This is a genomic window from Vibrio celticus (genome assembly GCF_024347335.1).
Classification (GTDB): Bacteria; Pseudomonadota; Gammaproteobacteria; order Enterobacterales; family Vibrionaceae; genus Vibrio; species Vibrio celticus.
In genome coordinates this window covers 3,420,458-3,436,767 of record NZ_AP025463.1, presented here as the reverse complement: position 1 = coordinate 3,436,767, position 16,310 = coordinate 3,420,458, and the positions used below count along the sequence as shown (strand labels likewise).

The 16,310-nt window shown below is 44.4% G+C and carries 13 protein-coding genes and 1 riboswitch; of the genes, 6 read left to right on the top strand and 7 right to left on the bottom strand.

The features are described from left to right. Positions 1-5: 5 nt before the first annotated feature. The 4 genes from recG to gmk form a co-directional block, all read right to left on the bottom strand. The gene (recG, locus tag OCV19_RS15430; protein WP_065675973.1) at positions 6-2,084 is read right to left on the bottom strand and encodes an ATP-dependent DNA helicase RecG; all 2,079 of its coding nucleotides are present in this window, start codon (positions 2,082-2,084) and stop codon (positions 6-8) included. Between the two features lie 418 nt (positions 2,085-2,502). Then, positions 2,503-4,629 carry a bifunctional GTP diphosphokinase/guanosine-3',5'-bis pyrophosphate 3'-pyrophosphohydrolase gene (gene spoT, locus OCV19_RS15425; protein WP_065675974.1) on the bottom strand — a complete coding sequence of 709 codons (2,127 nt, stop codon included), beginning with the start codon at positions 4,627-4,629 and terminating at the stop codon, positions 2,503-2,505. Between the two features lie 39 nt (positions 4,630-4,668). Next, positions 4,669-4,941 (bottom strand): DNA-directed RNA polymerase subunit omega, encoded by a 273-nt coding sequence (rpoZ, locus tag OCV19_RS15420; protein WP_009848003.1) that lies wholly within the window; start codon positions 4,939-4,941, stop codon positions 4,669-4,671. A gap of 279 nt (positions 4,942-5,220) precedes the next feature. Further along, on the bottom strand, positions 5,221-5,844 hold the full coding sequence (gmk, locus tag OCV19_RS15415; RefSeq protein ID WP_065675975.1) for a guanylate kinase: 624 nt from the start codon (positions 5,842-5,844) through the stop codon (positions 5,221-5,223). Between the two features lie 348 nt (positions 5,845-6,192). Next, a riboswitch (purine riboswitch) is annotated at positions 6,193-6,292 on the top strand. 58 nt (positions 6,293-6,350) lie between these two features. Between gmk and OCV19_RS15410 the strand changes: the two genes are divergently transcribed. The 4 genes from OCV19_RS15410 to cspE all read left to right on the top strand — a co-directional run bounded on the left by OCV19_RS15410 (position 6,351) and on the right by cspE (position 11,645). Continuing rightward, the gene (locus tag OCV19_RS15410; protein ID WP_065675976.1) at positions 6,351-7,721 is read left to right on the top strand and encodes an NCS2 family permease; all 1,371 of its coding nucleotides are present in this window, start codon (positions 6,351-6,353) and stop codon (positions 7,719-7,721) included. A 565-nt stretch (positions 7,722-8,286) separates the two neighbouring features. Further along, the gene (locus OCV19_RS15405) at positions 8,287-10,419 is read left to right on the top strand and encodes a bifunctional 2',3'-cyclic-nucleotide 2'-phosphodiesterase/3'-nucleotidase (RefSeq protein WP_065675977.1); all 2,133 of its coding nucleotides are present in this window, start codon (positions 8,287-8,289) and stop codon (positions 10,417-10,419) included. Between the two features lie 276 nt (positions 10,420-10,695). Next, a complete protein-coding gene (locus OCV19_RS15400; RefSeq protein ID WP_017062464.1) occupies positions 10,696-11,121 on the top strand; it encodes a phosphate-starvation-inducible protein PsiE in 426 nt (141 codons plus the stop codon). A gap of 311 nt (positions 11,122-11,432) precedes the next feature. Next, positions 11,433-11,645 carry a transcription antiterminator/RNA stability regulator CspE gene (gene cspE, locus OCV19_RS15395; protein ID WP_017071067.1) on the top strand — a complete coding sequence of 71 codons (213 nt, stop codon included), beginning with the start codon at positions 11,433-11,435 and terminating at the stop codon, positions 11,643-11,645. A 332-nt stretch (positions 11,646-11,977) separates the two neighbouring features. On the opposite strand, the gene OCV19_RS15390 is transcribed toward cspE, so the two are convergent. Further along, positions 11,978-12,844, bottom strand: coding sequence for a YicC/YloC family endoribonuclease (locus OCV19_RS15390; protein WP_065675978.1), 867 nt, complete (start codon positions 12,842-12,844; stop codon positions 11,978-11,980). Positions 12,845-13,092: 248 nt separating this feature from the next. Between OCV19_RS15390 and rph the strand changes: the two genes are divergently transcribed. Further along, positions 13,093-13,809, top strand: coding sequence for a ribonuclease PH (rph, locus tag OCV19_RS15385; RefSeq protein ID WP_009847983.1), 717 nt, complete (start codon positions 13,093-13,095; stop codon positions 13,807-13,809). Between the two features lie 107 nt (positions 13,810-13,916). Further along, positions 13,917-14,558 (top strand): orotate phosphoribosyltransferase, encoded by a 642-nt coding sequence (pyrE, locus tag OCV19_RS15380; protein ID WP_048607662.1) that lies wholly within the window; start codon positions 13,917-13,919, stop codon positions 14,556-14,558. A 77-nt stretch (positions 14,559-14,635) separates the two neighbouring features. Here the strand turns inward: pyrE and lpxL are convergent, their stop codons facing one another. Then, positions 14,636-15,616, bottom strand: a complete 981-nt coding sequence (gene lpxL, locus OCV19_RS15375; RefSeq protein ID WP_050652095.1) for an LpxL/LpxP family Kdo(2)-lipid IV(A) lauroyl/palmitoleoyl acyltransferase — start codon at positions 15,614-15,616, stop codon at positions 14,636-14,638. A gap of 39 nt (positions 15,617-15,655) precedes the next feature. Beyond that, a complete protein-coding gene (gene slmA / locus OCV19_RS15370) occupies positions 15,656-16,246 on the bottom strand; it encodes a nucleoid occlusion factor SlmA (RefSeq protein ID WP_050644492.1) in 591 nt (196 codons plus the stop codon). Between the last annotated feature and the right edge of the window lie 64 nt (positions 16,247-16,310).

Sequence of the window (16,310 nt, the reverse complement as noted above, 5' to 3'; positions counted from 1 at the left end):
GCTAATTACGCCTTAGAATAGACATCTCGTTCACCTAACCAACGATTGATGATCGCCTTGGCGTTGTCTGGGTAGCTATCGTGAATATGACGTGCAATACGCTGAACTTCTGGGATCAAATGTTGGTCTCGTACCAAGTCGGCAATCTTGAAATCCGCCAAGCCTGTTTGCTTGGTGCCAAGTAGTTCACCGGGGCCACGTATCTCTAAGTCACGCTGTGCAATCACAAATCCATCGTTACTTTCACGCAGCACACCTAAACGTTTCTGAGCGGTTTTAGACAGTGGTGAGTGATACAGCAATACACAATGGCTTGCGACCGAGCCACGGCCAACACGGCCTCGTAATTGGTGTAGTTGCGCTAGGCCGAGACGCTCTGGGTTCTCTATGATCATTAAACTCGAATTCGGCACATCCACGCCCACTTCAATCACGGTAGTCGCGACTAATAGGTGCAGTTTGTTCTCCTTGAACTCTCGCATCACCGCCTGTTTCTCGGCAGGTTTCATTCGCCCGTGCACTAGACCAATTTTGACGTCAGGCAGTTTGCGTTGCAGCTCTTCTGCGGTATCAGCAGCGGCTTGCGCTTCCAATACTTCGGATTCATCAATCAGCGTACATACCCAGTAGGCCTGTTTTCCTTCATTAAGACACGCATTACGCACCCGCTCAACGATATCATCGCGTTTGGTATCAGGAATCGCCACGGTTTGAATCGGTGTACGACCCGGTGGCAGCTCATCGATAATCGAGGTTTCGAGATCGGCATAGGCCGTCATGGCGAGCGTTCGTGGAATTGGTGTTGCTGTCATCACTAACTGGTGCGGGTAATAGCCTTGTTTTGCCCCTTTTTCACGTAGCTCTAAACGCTGGTGGACACCAAATCGGTGCTGCTCATCGATGATCACTAAGCCAAGGTTTTTGAACTCGACATGTTCTTGGAACAAGGCATGAGTACCGACCACCATTTGCGCTTCGCCGCTGGCAATGCGTGCCAGTTCGGTTTCACGGGCTTTGCCTTTGAGCTTACCTGCCAGCCAACCGACTTGAATGCCCATTGCTTCAAACCAGTTAGCAAAATTAATCGCGTGCTGCTCGGCTAATAGTTCTGTTGGTGCCATCAAGGCGACTTGTTGGCCATGCTCTAATGCGCGAACCGCCGCTAGAGCAGCAACCAAGGTTTTACCTGAACCTACATCCCCTTGCACTAAACGCATCATAGGGTGCGGTTTTTCCAAGTCAGCTTCGATCTCCTTGGTCACTCGTGTTTGCGCATTGGTCGGAGAAAAAGGCAGCTGAGCCAACAGCTTATCTTTGAGGGTGTTCACAGGAGGAAAAGGCATCGCCTTGTCTTGCTGTCCTTTGCTACGAACCGACAACATCGACAGGTTTTGAGCCAGTAACTCTTCCATAATTAGGCGCAGCTGTGCAGGGTGTTTACCTTCATCAAATAGCTCTAGGTCGATACCTGGAGGTGGTCTATGAATGGTATGCAGTGCTTGTGCTAGAGTAATTTGGTGGTCGTACAAGCCAGACGGTAGCAGCTCATTGACGGCAGCTTTGTCGATTAGCTCTAGAGCTTGGTCAGTGAGGTTGCGCAGTGTGACTTGTCTTAGCCCTTCAGTGGTTGGATACACCGGGGTTAGGTTCGCTTCAACGTCTGGCTGTTGCCTTGGGGCAAAGAACTTGTAGTCAGGGTGAACAATCTCAAGGCCCATGTTGCCACGCTTGATCTCACCGTAGGCGTGTACTTGTTTGCCTTCGGCAAAGTTATTCTTCATTCCTGCAGTAAAGTTGAAAAAGCGCAGCGTAATCGTACCGTTACCATCGCTGATCTTTACTGCGAGCATCTTACGTTTACCGAAAATGGTATCGACGTGCATTACTTTGCCCTGTACAGCAGCCCAAAGGCCGGCGTGCAACTTTACGATTGGATAGATACGTGTCCGATCTTCGTAGCGCAAAGGAAGGTGAAATAGCAGGTCTTGTACGTTGTTAAGCCCAACCTTTTCCAGTTTCTCTGCGACTTTAGCGCCGACTCCAGATAAAGAGTTGAGAGGGATAGCAGATAAAAGCTGTGACATAACAAGGCTCATAAACGTAAGAGAGATAATCTATTCAAGCATTTTACTGGATTTTTGTACAGGATAAAGCGAAAGAGCAGATTAGAAGCAGATACGGGATTCGAGTAAACGAGATTTAAAGGAAGAAGAGCAGATGCGGGATACGGGTAAACGAGATGCGAAGGGATAAGAGCAGATGCGGGATGCGGGTAAACGAGACACGAAGGAATGAAGAGCAGATAAGGGGTACGAGTAAACGAAATACGAAGAGTTGAGGTGGTGAAAAGCTTTGCTCTTCGCATCTCGAGACTCGTATCTCTCGTCAGCTTTATTTATCGAGATACTAAAAGATTAAAAAAGATGTGGAGCCAAGATGGTGAGTCACGAAGTCTTTTGCTCTTCGCATCTCGCCATCTCGAATCCCTCATCTTTATTTTGATCAGTTCTTACGACGTCTTACTTTCAGCGCGTGTGGCATCACACGTAGCTTCTTCATAATGCTCGCAAGGTGAACACGATCTTTGGTGGTCAGCAAGATTGTCACTGTGTACAAGCGTCCATCACGTTCTTCGGTTGAAATACCGTGAATGTTAGAGCCTGTTTTCGAGATAACATTGGTTAGCTCAGCCAGTGCACCTTGATGGTTCTGCAGATCAACCTGAAGCTCAGCAGTGAACTCTTGGTTGTAATCGTCAGACCATTCAACCGCCATGTATTTATCTGGTTCTTTCTGGTAACCACGAACGTTTGGACACGTTTCGCGGTGAACCACAAGGCCACGACCTGGAGATACATGAGCAATGATGTGATCGTCTGGAATCGGGTGACAACAGTTAGCGAACGTCAGTAGCAGGCCTTCAGCACCACGAATAGGCAGTTTCTTCCTAGGCGCATCGCTGTTGTTTTTCACTTCCGTCAGTTCGTCAGCATCACCTAGCAGGCGACGAGCAATCACGATACTCATCAGCTCACCAAGACCAATTGACGCTAGCAAGTCTTCAATGCTGTCGAGACGAAGATCAGACAATACATGTTCAACGTTCTCTTGGCCGATATCGGTAATAGAGTGCTCGCCAAGTGCGTGGTTCAGTAGACGACGACCAAGGGTAATCGACTCTTCACGACGCATGGTTTTCAGAACCTGACGGATCTTAGTACGTGCACGTGATGTCACTACGTAGTTGAGCCATGCTGCATTTGGACGTGCGCCCGGAGCACTGATGATCTCAATGGTTTGGCCATTCTTCAGCGATTTGCTGAGTGGGTAAGGGTTCATGTCTACACGAGCACCTACACACATGTTGCCGACGTCGGTATGCACCGCGTAAGCAAAATCGACCGCTGTTGCGCCTGCCGGAAGTTCGACAATGCGACCCTTCGGCGTGAACACGAAGATCTCATCTGGGAACAGATCAGACTTAACGTTTTCAATGAATTCGAATGAGTTACCCGCGCTTTGTTGCAGCTCAAGTAAGCTCTGCATCCAACGTTGTGCTTTAACCTGTGCGGTTGTGCCATTACTGCTGCGTGAGCCGTTGCCTTTATAAGACCAGTGCGCCGCGACACCTTTGTCTGCCATTTGATCCATGTCTTCAGTACGGATCTGAACCTCAACTGGCACCCCGTGAGGGCCGATCATTGACGTGTGCAGAGATTGGTAGCCGTTGGCTTTTGGTACCGCAATGTAATCTTTCATGCGGCCAGGACGAGGCTTGTACAGGCTGTGAGCCTGACCAAGTACGCGATAACAAGTATCTGGGGTATCAACCACCACGCGGAAAGCGTAGATGTCCATAATGGTGTGGAAGCGCTGCTCTTTGGTTTTCATCTTGTTATAGATGGAAAACAGGTTCTTTTCACGACCAAGTACGCGAGCAGGCAAACCGACTTCTTCAAGGCGGCCTTCGATTTCGCTATGGATACGTTGGATCATTTCCTTACGGTTACCACGCGCAGCTTTCACTACGTTTTTCAGTACGCGATAACGGTTAGGGTAGAGGGCTTCGAAGCCCAGCTCTTCTAGTTCGGTCTTGATGTTATGAATACCAAGACGGTGAGCTAGCGGAGAATAGATCTCTAGGGTTTCACGAGCAATACGACGCTTCTTGTCAGGACGAAGTGCCCCAAGCGTGCGCATGTTGTGAGTACGGTCAGCTAATTTGATCAAGATAACGCGGATGTCTTGCACCATGGCGAGAACCATCTTACGGAAGTTCTCTGCTTGCGCTTCTTTGCGATCACGAAATTTAAGCTTATCCAGCTTAGATACACCATCAACCAGTTCAGCAACGGTATTGCCGAATTGAGCTTCCAGCTCCTCTTTTGTAACTTCAGTATCTTCAATTACATCGTGGAGTAGGGCGGCTTGCAGAGTTTCGATATCCAGACGCATTTCTGCCAGGATTCTTGAAACAGCAACAGGGTGGATTATGTATGGTTCACCCGTTGAACGGGTTTGCCCTTCATGGGCATTTCTCGCTACCACATAAGATTGACGCAGAGCCTCAATTTGAGGCTCTGTTAGGTATTCTTGGGCAACGTCTTTGAGGCTATCGAATAGATACAAATTAAAGGCCCGGAAGGTTAATTAGTTCGAATGACGTTCTTATCGAGTGTGAGCGATGCTGCTTACTGCTGCAAGTTCAGCCGCTTCTTGCTCTTGTTGCTCTTGACGTTCACGAGCATCTAGTACGTCTTTAGTGATAAGACCTTCTTCGATTTCGCGAAGAGCGATAACCGTTGGCTTATCGTTTTCTTCAGGCACTAGTGAATCTTTACCGCCAGTTTGCATTTGACGTGCGCGGCGAGCCGCAATAAGAACTAGGTCGAAACGGTTGCCAACTTTTTCAACAGCGTCTTGAACAGTTACGCGTGCCATGAGGACTCCAAATAGTAATTAACTAATAAATTTTTGATGACGAGAAAGTATACAAGTTTAACTAGAGATTTTCTAGATCACCGTATACTTATCTCAATGGAAAATCCAGTTATACCAATCACAGTAAATAAGTGCTCAGAGATAGCGCCGGAAAAAAGTTTGAGAACAAGGAAGAATTTTTCGATAAGTAGTGACCCTACAATCAAAAATTCTAACGACGTTATCAGGCTTTTTCACAAGCTAGAATGACCAGTTGTTTACTACGATTGGTATCAGAGATTATTCCGCTAGTAGTGCTGTAAGCATGCCGCTGTATTTCGCTGCTTGCTTATCTTCTTTCAAGCGCTCCGCACGAATGATAGCTCTGAAGTCCATTAGGGCTGCATCAAAGTCGTCATTCACGATCACATAATCATATTCTGCATAGTGAGAAATCTCTGATTTTGCTTCGCTCATGCGTTTCGCAATAACTTCGTTGCTGTCTTGACCGCGAACATTCAAACGACGCTCTAGTTCACCATTTGATGGTGGAAGAATGAATACACTCTTCGCTTGAGGCATTTGTTCACGGATCTGACGAGCACCTTGCCAGTCGATATCTAGGAATACATCGATACCGCGGTTTAGGTTTTCTTCAATCCAAACGCGTGAAGTACCGTAGTAGTTGCCGAACACTTCAGCGTACTCTAGGAATTCACCTTTAGTAATTAGGTCTTCAAAATGATGCTTCTCTACGAAGTGGTAGTGAACACCATTTTCTTCACCAGGGCGCATACCGCGAGTGGTGTGTGAAACAGATACCTTCATTGCGTAGGTTGGATTGGTTTCTAGCATTGCTGAGATCAAGCTCGACTTACCTGCGCCACTAGGTGCAGATACGATGTAAAGAGTACCTTTGCCCATCTGTATATTTCCACTGTTGGTTGGATTGAGTGAAGGCAATAAACCTACACTTTAAAAGATAGCACTGACTCTAATTTTTGTTCCGATGGTGCATCTACTAATTGTTCCGTTGGTTACGTCTGTAAAGAGATAACGAGTAAAACTAATAGAAGCAACTGGTGAAAATTAGGTCAGAAAAATGGAGGCGAAGAGTAGCATATTTAGATGATTGAGAACAACTGGCTTGATCGTTATTTATTAGCGAATGATCTTCTCAAAGATCTTTGTATAAATGTAATGACTCGTCATCGGTACTTTTTTATGTGATCTGGACAAAATTTGTTGAAGTTTTAATCTCAATCCTTACAATCCGCGCAAACGATTAAATGCTGTATATATTTGATGAAATGGATCAAATGTTTCTACTACCATGCCTACCTTGGTGACTACAGTTTTTAGTGTAGAGACCTCTCTATTCTCACAGCATTTGAATCACCAAATTCTTAATTTATTGCATAGGTTTTGTTGTGAGTACCGATTCCACCCTGAAAGCCCAGAAAACCCCTGGCTCGCTTGATTCGATGTTTAAAATCACTGAAAGAAAAACCACGATTGGCACTGAGCTGTACGCAGGTTTCATTACTTTCTTGGCGATGAGTTACATTCTGGCGGTTAACCCAGCAATTTTGGGTGATATTCCAGGCATGGACAAAGGTGCCGTGTTTACTGCAACGGCTCTGTCTGCGGCTATCGCAACCCTCATCATGGGCATTTGGGGCAACTACCCAGTGATGCTTGCGCCGGGCATGAGCATGAACGGCTTCTTCAAAGGCTTACTATTGAGTGGTTCAGTCGCAGTACTTTGGAATGAGGCGCTGTTCGGCATCTTCCTGTCAGGTATCCTGTACCTCGCGTTCTCGTTAACCAATATTCGTAAATCGATGATTGAGTCGATTCCTGAAGATTTGAAGTTGGCGATTACCGTGTCTCTCGGACTGTTCATTGCTTTCTTAGGTCTTAAGAATGCGGGCATCATCGTTTCTAACCCATTCGTATTGGTTGGCTTAGGTGATATTTCCGATCCAAAAGTGATCATCGCTTACGTGAGTATCTTTATCGCATTGGGTTGTATGGTTCGTGACATCAAGCTAGCAACGTTCATCTCGTTCGTTTCAGCTATTGTGTTGACGATTCTTGCTGACGTCTTCATGGGCACTTCAAATGCACCAATCCCAGAACAGTTCATTGCTATGCCACCAAGCATGGCTGGCAGCTTTGGCGCTATCTTTGATTTCTCTGCTTTCACGCCAGAGAAAATGTTCGACCTACTGTTCATCGTACTTATCTTCTTGATTGTCGATTTCTTTGATGGCTTGAGCACCATTGTCGGTGTTGGCCGTGATGCGGGTATCATCGATAAAGACGGTAAGGTGCCAAACGCGAAATCAGCTTTGGTTGCTGATGCGGGCGGAACAGTGATTGGTTCGATCCTAGGTACCACATCAATTACCGCATTCTCTGAGTCTGGCATTGCGTCTTCTCAAGGTGCGAAAACGGGCTTGGCAGCAGTCATGGTGGCTGGTCTGTTCTTAATCTCATTGTTCCTATACCCAATCTTCTCTATCTTCTCGGCTGCAATGGTTGCACCGGCGATGGTCGTGGTTGGCATCTACATGGTAGGTCGTCTTGGTCAGATCAACTGGGAAAAGAAAGAGTCACGCATTGCAGCCTTCTTTACCATCATGTTCACAGTGCTAAGCTTCTCTCCAGCGAACGGTATGGCGATGGGCTTCATCAGCTACGCATTCACAATGGTTGTGGCAGGTAAGCGTAAAGAAGTGCACCCGCTAATCTACGGACTGTGTGTGGTGTTCTTAACTTACTTGATCATGTTGTAATACTAATACCTTTCATTTTTACGATCTAAGTATTAAATATAAAGAGAAATTTATATTTAATTTAGAGTGTGAATTAAAAACCCAATACTTTTGCGTTGGGTTTTTATATTTATCAGATTGCTTTTATTTTTAATGTTACATTTGTATGCAATGTTTATTAATGTTTTATTATATATTAAGTTAATGTTTTATTAACTTATTTTTATTTTAAATATAATTTAAGCCTATATGTTTTTTAATTTAACTTTTTTATTTTAATTTCCAGGCTAATTACATTTAATTTAGCCATGAAAATATTTTAAATTCATTGAAATAATCCTATTTTAATATCGATTTCTTGTGGCTTGCAAATTGAATTTCCATTCTTTTTCTTTTTATTTCAATAACTTATCATTTGTCATGTTTGTATTTTGTTACCTGGTTGTGATATTTTTGTTGTCTTATATGACTAATTTTAATTGATTTAACTATGATGTGTTTAGTGTTTACTTTAAATGTCTTGTTATTTATCATCTCATTTTAGAGTATATAATCTATTATTTAAATTAATCCCTTTGGAGTTAAAATGACGTTTAATGCTACAAAGCTACTACTTGTTTCGAGTGTTGCTATTGCACTAACGGGATGTAATAGTTCATCAAATAGTGATGAATCTATTACTCTCGATCTTCGTTTGATGGAAACAACAGATATCCATACAAATGTAATGCCTTATAATTACTTTATAAGCAAAGAAGATAACGAAAATAAAATGCCAGAGTGGGGACTTGCTCGAACTTCGTTGGTGATTGACGCCACGCGAGATGAAGTTGCTAATAGCATGCTATTTGACAATGGTGATTTGATTCAAGGTAGCCCAATGGGTGACTACATGGCGGCAAAGGGTGTTGACCATCTTAGAAACAATCACCATCCGGTTTACAAGGCGATGAACCACTTAGATTACGATGCAGCAAATTTGGGTAACCATGAATTCAACTATGGCCTTGAATACTTAGATGAAGCACTTAAAGGTTCTAATTTTCCTTATGTGAGTGCTAACGTATGGAAAAATGACAACTCACTCGAGAAAGTAAGCAACAAAGCGGAAGAGTGTGAAATCCGTATCACTGAAGAGATGTTCGATATTGCGGAACACATGTATGACCCATATGTGATTCTGGAGCGAGATTTCATTGGTAGCGACGGTAAAAATCACTCTGTTAATGTCGGTGTAATTGGTTTCACACCACCTGATATTATGGGTTGGGACGCTTCACACCTTGTATGTAACGTTTTAGTCTCAGACATAAAGAAAACAGCTGAACATTACGTACCAATCATGAAAGCAGAAGGCGCGGACGTTATTGTTGCCATTCCACACTCTGGATTGAATAACAACGATAATGAGTTTGCTGAAAATGCTTCACTTCACCTAGGATATGTTGAAGGTATTGATGCCATCATGTTTGGCCACGATCACCGTGAGTTCCCAAATCAGACGGGTGAATATGGTGATATTCCTGATGTTGATGCAGAGAAAGGCCTGATCAATGGTGTACCAGCGGTTATGCCGGGTTACTGGGGCGCTAAACTGGGCGTGATTGACCTAAAATTACGTTCAGAGAATAACGGTGAAACTTGGGTTGTTGACCATACTCATTCAACAACGGAGCTTCGCTCTCTAGTTGAAGGTTCTGATGCTACTATTGAAGATCTTGTTGAAGAAGAGCATGAAGGCACCGTTGAGTACATGGCAGAGACCATTGCTGAGATTGATGTCAACATGAACAGCTTCTTCCCACAGCTCGTGCCAGATTTGTCAATTCAAGTGGTTAACGAAGCACAGCTACATCAATTGCTTAAATGGAAAGAAGACGGTGAGTTCGCTAGCGCAGATGAAAATGCCTTGTTCTTGTCAGTATCAGCGCCTTTCAAATCAGGTCGTAATGGCCCTGCAGACTACACCAACATTCAAGAAGGTGAGTTAACCAATGCATCTGTTGCGGATATTTATGTATTCGATAACAACACTCCTGCGGTATTGAAGTTGTCAGGTGCCGACATGAAGCGTTGGATCGAATGGGTTAATTCAAATGCCTACAACACCTTACCATTGGCTGGAAATGAAAGATTCTTGATTGAAAGTTTTCCTGGTTACAACTTTGATGTTTTCTATGGTGGCTTTAGCGAAGAGGGTGAAGGTCGTTTAAAATACACAGTAAATGTTGAGAACAACTCTAAGTTTACTGAGATCAATGGAACAGAGTTCGTTGAATCAGATACCGACCACCAAATCGAATCATTGACATTTGACGGTGTAGATATTGCTGATGATGCTGAAATCTATGTGATCACGAATAACTACCGAGCTTCAAATTCGGCTATGCCAGGTATTGATAACGCAGAAATCGTTAAAGAAGAAGCTGCATTCAATAACCGTGAGCTTGTTCAGTTCTACTTAGCTGATCGATTAGAGCAAGAAGCGAGCTCTTATCTAGCATTCCCGAATGCAGAGGTGTTCCAACTTATTGCACCGAATACCGATAGTGTTGAGTTTGCATCGGCGACACTGAAAGAAGCGACACGTTGTGCAACGGGAGAAATTACTGGTTTATCGACTAAAGGTGACGAAGGCGATAAAGATAGTTCGGAAGGCTTTACGATGTACAAATTCGACTTCAATTATGATGGCGAATTTAACTGTTCTGCGAAGTAATCTCATCGTGATATAGCAGCGTTACTGTTGCTTAATGATGACCTATTCTTTGCGATGTTCTAGGCCTAGCGCTTATCTAGCCTGAATATGGATAGTCAAACCCTGCACTGATCGACGAAACTAGATTCGTCATCTGTGTAGGGTTTTTTTATGGGACCACGATAAAGATAATCCAGCAATCTGACTCACCATTAAATCGCGATAAAAGAGCGTACGCGACTTATATTGATGCATGCTATTGTAGAGACTGGATTAATTATTTCTTGAAGAGTGACTATGCCTTCTCACTTACCCAAATCTTTTAGTAAGCCGTTTTTAAAAGTGTTCCACATTATGGAAGCGGTATTGCTGGTGGCGATCACGCTCGCGACCTTGTTTGCGATGGTCGAAGAGTTCATGCATGTCTTCGCTGAACGCCGAGTGCAATTGACCGACATTCTGCTGATGTTTATCTATTTAGAAGTGTTGGCGATGGTTCAGCAGTTTGTGATGAACGGTAAGATTCCAGTACGATACCCGATCTATATCGCGATGATGGCGATTGCTCGTTACATCACTTTAGGCATGAAAGAACTCGATGCGGTATTGATCGTTTGGTTATCTTTAGCGGCATTTATCTTGGCCGCGGCAACATTGTTGATTCGTGTTGGACATCATTATTGGCCGTATGTAGACCTTAGAACCAAGCAGCCAGATGAGTAACACTTTGAAGGTTAAAGTCTTATAAATGAAGCCCAACGATATCGTTGGGCTTTTAATTTAAGCCAGTTGAACAAAAAAACATCAAATTGTCCAAATAACGCTTTACAAGCAGGCTCAGATCACCAAGAATGGCGTCGCTCTGTTCTCAGGGTTATTAAATGAAACATCCAGTTGTAAAGTAGAACCCTTAGTATTGCTTCATTGTTATTCTCAGTGTTTCCCTTAGCTTCATAGATACATTAAATAATTCAAGCTTTCAGCGCATCGCACTTTTGGCGATTAATTTTTTATTTTTATATAAGGGACACATCATGTCTAACAAAGTAAACGGCGTAGTAAAATGGTTTAACGAAGAGAAAGGCTTCGGTTTCCTAACTCAAGACAACGGCGGCGCTGACGTATTCGTACACTTCCGTGCAATCGCTTCTGAAGGTTTCAAGACTCTTAAAGAAGGCCAACAAGTGTCTTTCGAAGTAGAGCAAGGCCAAAAAGGTCTTCAAGCTGCAAACGTTGTAGCTCTATAAGATTTTAAGTCGGCGCAGGTTGCAACAGCAATTTGCGTCACTTTCTCTCTCAAATTTGTTTCCCCCCTCAGTTTTACCGCAACACTCTTCTCCATTAGCAATACCCTCTCTAAGTATTCAAAAATCCTGTTTTACATCCGCCATCTCGTTCTAACTATCGTTGTATCTATTTCTTGCTCTAAGTAAATCTCCAGCGTAACTATCCGCTTACTGACTAGCCTTGATTTTCATTACTGTATCCATAAAAAAAGCCCCTAAAACTAGGAGCTTATCTTGATCTAATCAACACTGATTCAGCTAATGGCTATTCACAGTGTGTTACTGACAAACTGTTATTCAATATTCTGGATCTGCTCACGCATCTGTTCGATAAGAACTTTAAGCTCTACGCCCGATGCTGTGATGTCTGTGCTGATAGACTTAGATGCTAGCGTGTTTGACTCACGGTTGAACTCTTGCATCATGAAGTCAAGCTTACGGCCACAAGCGCCGCCTTTCTTCAGTACTACATTCGCTTCTTTCACGTGAGAGTCTAGACGGTCTAGCTCTTCTGCTACGTCTGACTTCTGCGCTAGTAGGATAAGCTCTTGCTCAACACGAGAACCTTCAAGTTCGATTTTCGCATCTTCAAATTTGGTAAGAAGACGCTCACGTTGCCACTCTAGGATCTCAGGCATGCGTGCACGAACTTTCACTACTTCTTCAGTGATTGCATCTAAGCGCTGTACGATTAGCGCCTTCATGTTCTCACCTTCACGAGCACGAGCATCAATGAACTCTGCGATAGCATCGTTGAATGCGTCTAGCAGATCTTTGTTGATAGCATCCATGTCTTGCTCTGGCGTTTCCATCACACCAGGCCAGTTCATGACTTGGAATGGGTTCAAACGGCTCTCTTCACCTGTCATCGTCATTACTTGGTTTGCCGCATTGATTACTTGCTGAGCCAAACCTTCGTTAATGCTTAGCTCGCCCTTTGCAGCAGGGTTTGCTTCAAAGCGTAGGTTACATTCAACCTTACCGCGCGCTAGACGCTTACGGAAACGCTCACGCAAGATTGGCTCTAAACCACGGAACTGTTCAGGCATACGGAAGTAAGTTTCTAGGTAGCGTTGGTTTACACTACGGATTTCCCATACTGCTGTGCCCCAATCGCCTTTTACTTCTTTGCGTGCGTACGCGGTCATACTATAAATCATCGAATTTTCCTGTCTTTTATCATTCTGAAAATAACGCGCACGCATAGTATCACGATATGGTGTGCTCTCGAAGCCTGTCGCTTTTCACTATAAATAGCCTTTCGTGATAAATAGCTTTGAACGGTAAATAGATTTGCACGATAAACTGCTATATAATCTTGCCCCAATCAAAACTGTCTCACCCCTTTCTTAGGTGATGCACTCTTTCGATAGAAAATCACTTCAGACTGTTAATAAGGTAGATACCAATGCGTCCAAATGACCGCGCTGTAGATCAAATTCGTCCAATTAAAATTACTCGTAACTACACAGCTTATGCTGAAGGTTCTGTATTAGTTGAGTTCGGCAACACTAAAGTTCTATGTAATGCGACGGTAGAAGAAAACGTGCCGCGTTGGTTAAAAGGCCAAGGAAAGGGTTGGGTAACCGCTGAATATGGCATGCTGCCACGTGCAACGCACACTCGTAACCGTCGTGAAGCGGCGAGCGGCAAGCAAGGTGGTCGTACGATGGAAATCCAACGTCTGATCGCTCGTAGCCTACGTGCTGTTGTTGACCTGAAAGTAATGGGTGAAATCATGATCACTGTCGATTGTGATGTTATCCAAGCAGATGGCGGTACTCGTACTGCTTCTATTTCAGGTGCAAGCGTTGCAATGGCTGATGCTATCAACAGCCTACTAGCAAGCGGCAAACTGAAAAAGAACCCAATGAAAGGCCACGTAGCGGCAGTTTCAGTGGGCATCGTTGGTGCACAAGCACTGTGTGACCTTGAGTACGTTGAAGACTCAGCAGCCGATACCGACATGAACGTTGTAATGACGGAAGACGGTAAGATGATTGAGATTCAAGGTACCGCAGAAGGCGAACCGTTCAGCCACGAAGAGTTGATGCAGCTTTTAGCCCTGGCGAATAAGGGCATTGCCGATATTGTTGAAGCGCAAAAAGCTGCGTTGGCCGACTAATCATTTTTAATAGCTCCTTTTAAAGGGGCTATTTTTTTGTCTGTAAAACTCGAAAGAGTAGTGCAGAGCGTAAGTTAAGTTTTATTGAATAAACGTAGAGGAAAAACATGAAAGCATATCAACGTGAATTTATTGAATTTGCACTAGAGAAAGAAGTACTTAAGTTTGGTGAGTTTACTTTAAAGTCTGGCCGTAAGAGCCCTTACTTCTTCAATGCTGGATTGTTTAATACAGGTCGTGACCTAGCGCGTTTAGGTCGCTTCTACGCAGCAGCATTGGCGGATTCTGGTATTGAGTTTGATGTGCTATTTGGCCCTGCATACAAAGGTATCCCAATTGCAACGACGACAGCGGTTGCACTGGCAGATCACCACGATGTGGACACGCCTTACTGCTTTAACCGTAAAGAAGCGAAAGACCACGGTGAAGGTGGCAATCTAGTCGGTAGTGCACTTGAAGGCCGTATCATGCTGGTAGACGATGTGATCACTGCAGGTACTGCGATTCGTGAGTCGATGGAAATCATCCAAGCAAATGGCGCTGATTTAGCGGGCGTGCTTGTTGCTATCGACCGTCAAGAGAAGGGCAAAGGCGAGCTGTCTGCAATTCAAGAAGTTGAGCGTGACTTTGGTTGTGCAATCATCTCAATCGTTAGCCTGACTGACTTGGTTACTTTCCTTGAAGAGAAAGGCACCGACGCAGCGCATCTAGAATCTGTAAAAGCCTACCGCGCTCAATACGGCATCTAATACTACTCGTAATTAGACTATAGAATGCACAAGGGGCTGATGATTCATCAGCCCCTTTTCTTTTGGTTCAGTATTCATTATTTATAACGAATGCCGCGCTCCACTTCTGGGTCTTCCATGGTCTTAAAGCGCTTGTGTAGCCACATCCACTGTTCTGGTGCTCTTAAGATAATCTTCTCAAGATAGCTGTTCATGTAGGCAGCGGCCGCTTTCTCATCTTTCTGTGGATAGTTATCTTCGATCGATTCATCGGCCATGATTTCATACTTACCATCGGCATTTCTAAAACCAGAACCCGGAACAAGTGCGCATCGACTGGTGTAAGCCAGAATACTGGTGCCTGTTGTGGTACATGCATCTTCTACCGCGAAGAAAGGCACAAACACAGACTTGTTACGACCGTAATCATGATCCGGTAGGTAGAAAAGGATCTCACCCTGGCGCAGGATTCGAATCATACGCTTTACGTCTTTACGGTGAATCAGGCGGTTGCCGTTCTGAGTACGACCTCGGTATTGAATGAACTCATAAGCTGGATTGTTGTGCGGGCGGTAAACACCTAAACCAGAAATACCGAGAACAGCCATTGCACGCGCAGTGATCTCTAGGTTCAAGGCATGCACACAACACAACAAAACACCTTTGCCGTTGGCTTTGTGCGTACGCAGAGTTTGGGTGTCTTTATCTACTAGGATTCGCTTGAAACGCCACGTTGGCCAAAACCAGGTAATACCTGTTTCGATGAGTGCCATACCGGTGTTCTTGAAGTTCTCACTGACCATAGCCGCGACTTCATCTGCAGGCTTATCTGGGAAGGCGAGTTCCAAGTTACGTGTTGCGACCGCGACGCGCTTTTTACCATAGCGAGCACCCAAAGAGCCTAACGATCGGCCTAACAGCAGTAAGAGGCGATAAGGGAGAACGTTAACGATAAGCGCCAATAACCCAAAACCGAACCATACTCCCCAGTATTTAGGGTGGAGTAACGCCAGAGTAAAAGGTGGCTTAGTAATAACGTGTTGTGCAGTGCTGTTTGTCGGAGAAGTTTTCGTCGTCATAACCATCACTTAAGATTTGATTGCTACTTAATTTGATTGTTACTTAATCTGAGCGCTTAGCAGAGCCCAATAAGCATCAAAGTTTTCTGTCGGTTGATATTTGAAGTCTGAGCGAACAAATCGATTCAAGCTGCCTTCAACTTGACCGAGCAGTTGAGCGGCTAAGATTTTCTCATCAACTGGGAATGATTTCCCTTCACGAAGCTTTCTTTCACGCAGGATCTGGCGAAGTTGCGTCTCAATGCGTTCGAAAAGTTGGTTGATGCGATCACGCAGGCGTTCATTTTCAAACATTAGAGCATGACCCGATAAAATACGAGTTAAGCCCGGGTTGCGCTCAGAGAAGACTAAGATCAGTTGCATCACGAGTCGTATGCGCTCGAGCGTGTCTTTCTCTTCATCCAGAATGCGGTTGATTCGAGACATCAACGCTTCTTCAATGAACTCGATCAGGCCTTCAAACATGCGGGCTTTGCTTGGGAAGTGGCGGTATAACGCAGCTTCAGAAACACCTACTTGCTTGGCCAACTTTACCGTTGTGATACGAGAAGCACCTTCGGTTGATTCCAACATTTGTGCGAGAGCTTGTAGGATTTCTTCACGACGGTTTGATTTTCGAGTACCAGCCATCTATTTACTTCCTTTCCTAAAGATGAGGATTGAGTGAAGCAGGATTATAAACACCATTCAATTC

Excerpts from the sequence above, each read along its gene's own strand:
- cspE (WP_017071067.1), top strand. The coding sequence starts at position 11,433 with ATGTCTAACAAAGTAAACGGCGTAGTAAAATGGTTTAACGAAGAGAAA.
- gmk (WP_065675975.1), bottom strand. The coding sequence starts at position 5,844 with ATGGGCAAAGGTACTCTTTACATCGTATCTGCACCTAGTGGCGCAGGT.
- OCV19_RS15405 (WP_065675977.1), top strand. The coding sequence starts at position 8,287 with ATGACGTTTAATGCTACAAAGCTACTACTTGTTTCGAGTGTTGCTATT.
- rpoZ (WP_009848003.1), bottom strand. The coding sequence starts at position 4,941 with ATGGCACGCGTAACTGTTCAAGACGCTGTTGAAAAAGTTGGCAACCGT.
- lpxL (WP_050652095.1), bottom strand. The coding sequence starts at position 15,616 with ATGACGACGAAAACTTCTCCGACAAACAGCACTGCACAACACGTTATT.
- OCV19_RS15390 (WP_065675978.1), bottom strand. The coding sequence starts at position 12,844 with ATGATTTATAGTATGACCGCGTACGCACGCAAAGAAGTAAAAGGCGAT.
- rph (WP_009847983.1), top strand. The coding sequence starts at position 13,093 with ATGCGTCCAAATGACCGCGCTGTAGATCAAATTCGTCCAATTAAAATT.
- OCV19_RS15400 (WP_017062464.1), top strand. The coding sequence starts at position 10,696 with ATGCCTTCTCACTTACCCAAATCTTTTAGTAAGCCGTTTTTAAAAGTG.
- slmA (WP_050644492.1), bottom strand. The coding sequence starts at position 16,246 with ATGGCTGGTACTCGAAAATCAAACCGTCGTGAAGAAATCCTACAAGCT.
- recG (WP_065675973.1), bottom strand. The coding sequence starts at position 2,084 with ATGTCACAGCTTTTATCTGCTATCCCTCTCAACTCTTTATCTGGAGTC.
- pyrE (WP_048607662.1), top strand. The coding sequence starts at position 13,917 with ATGAAAGCATATCAACGTGAATTTATTGAATTTGCACTAGAGAAAGAA.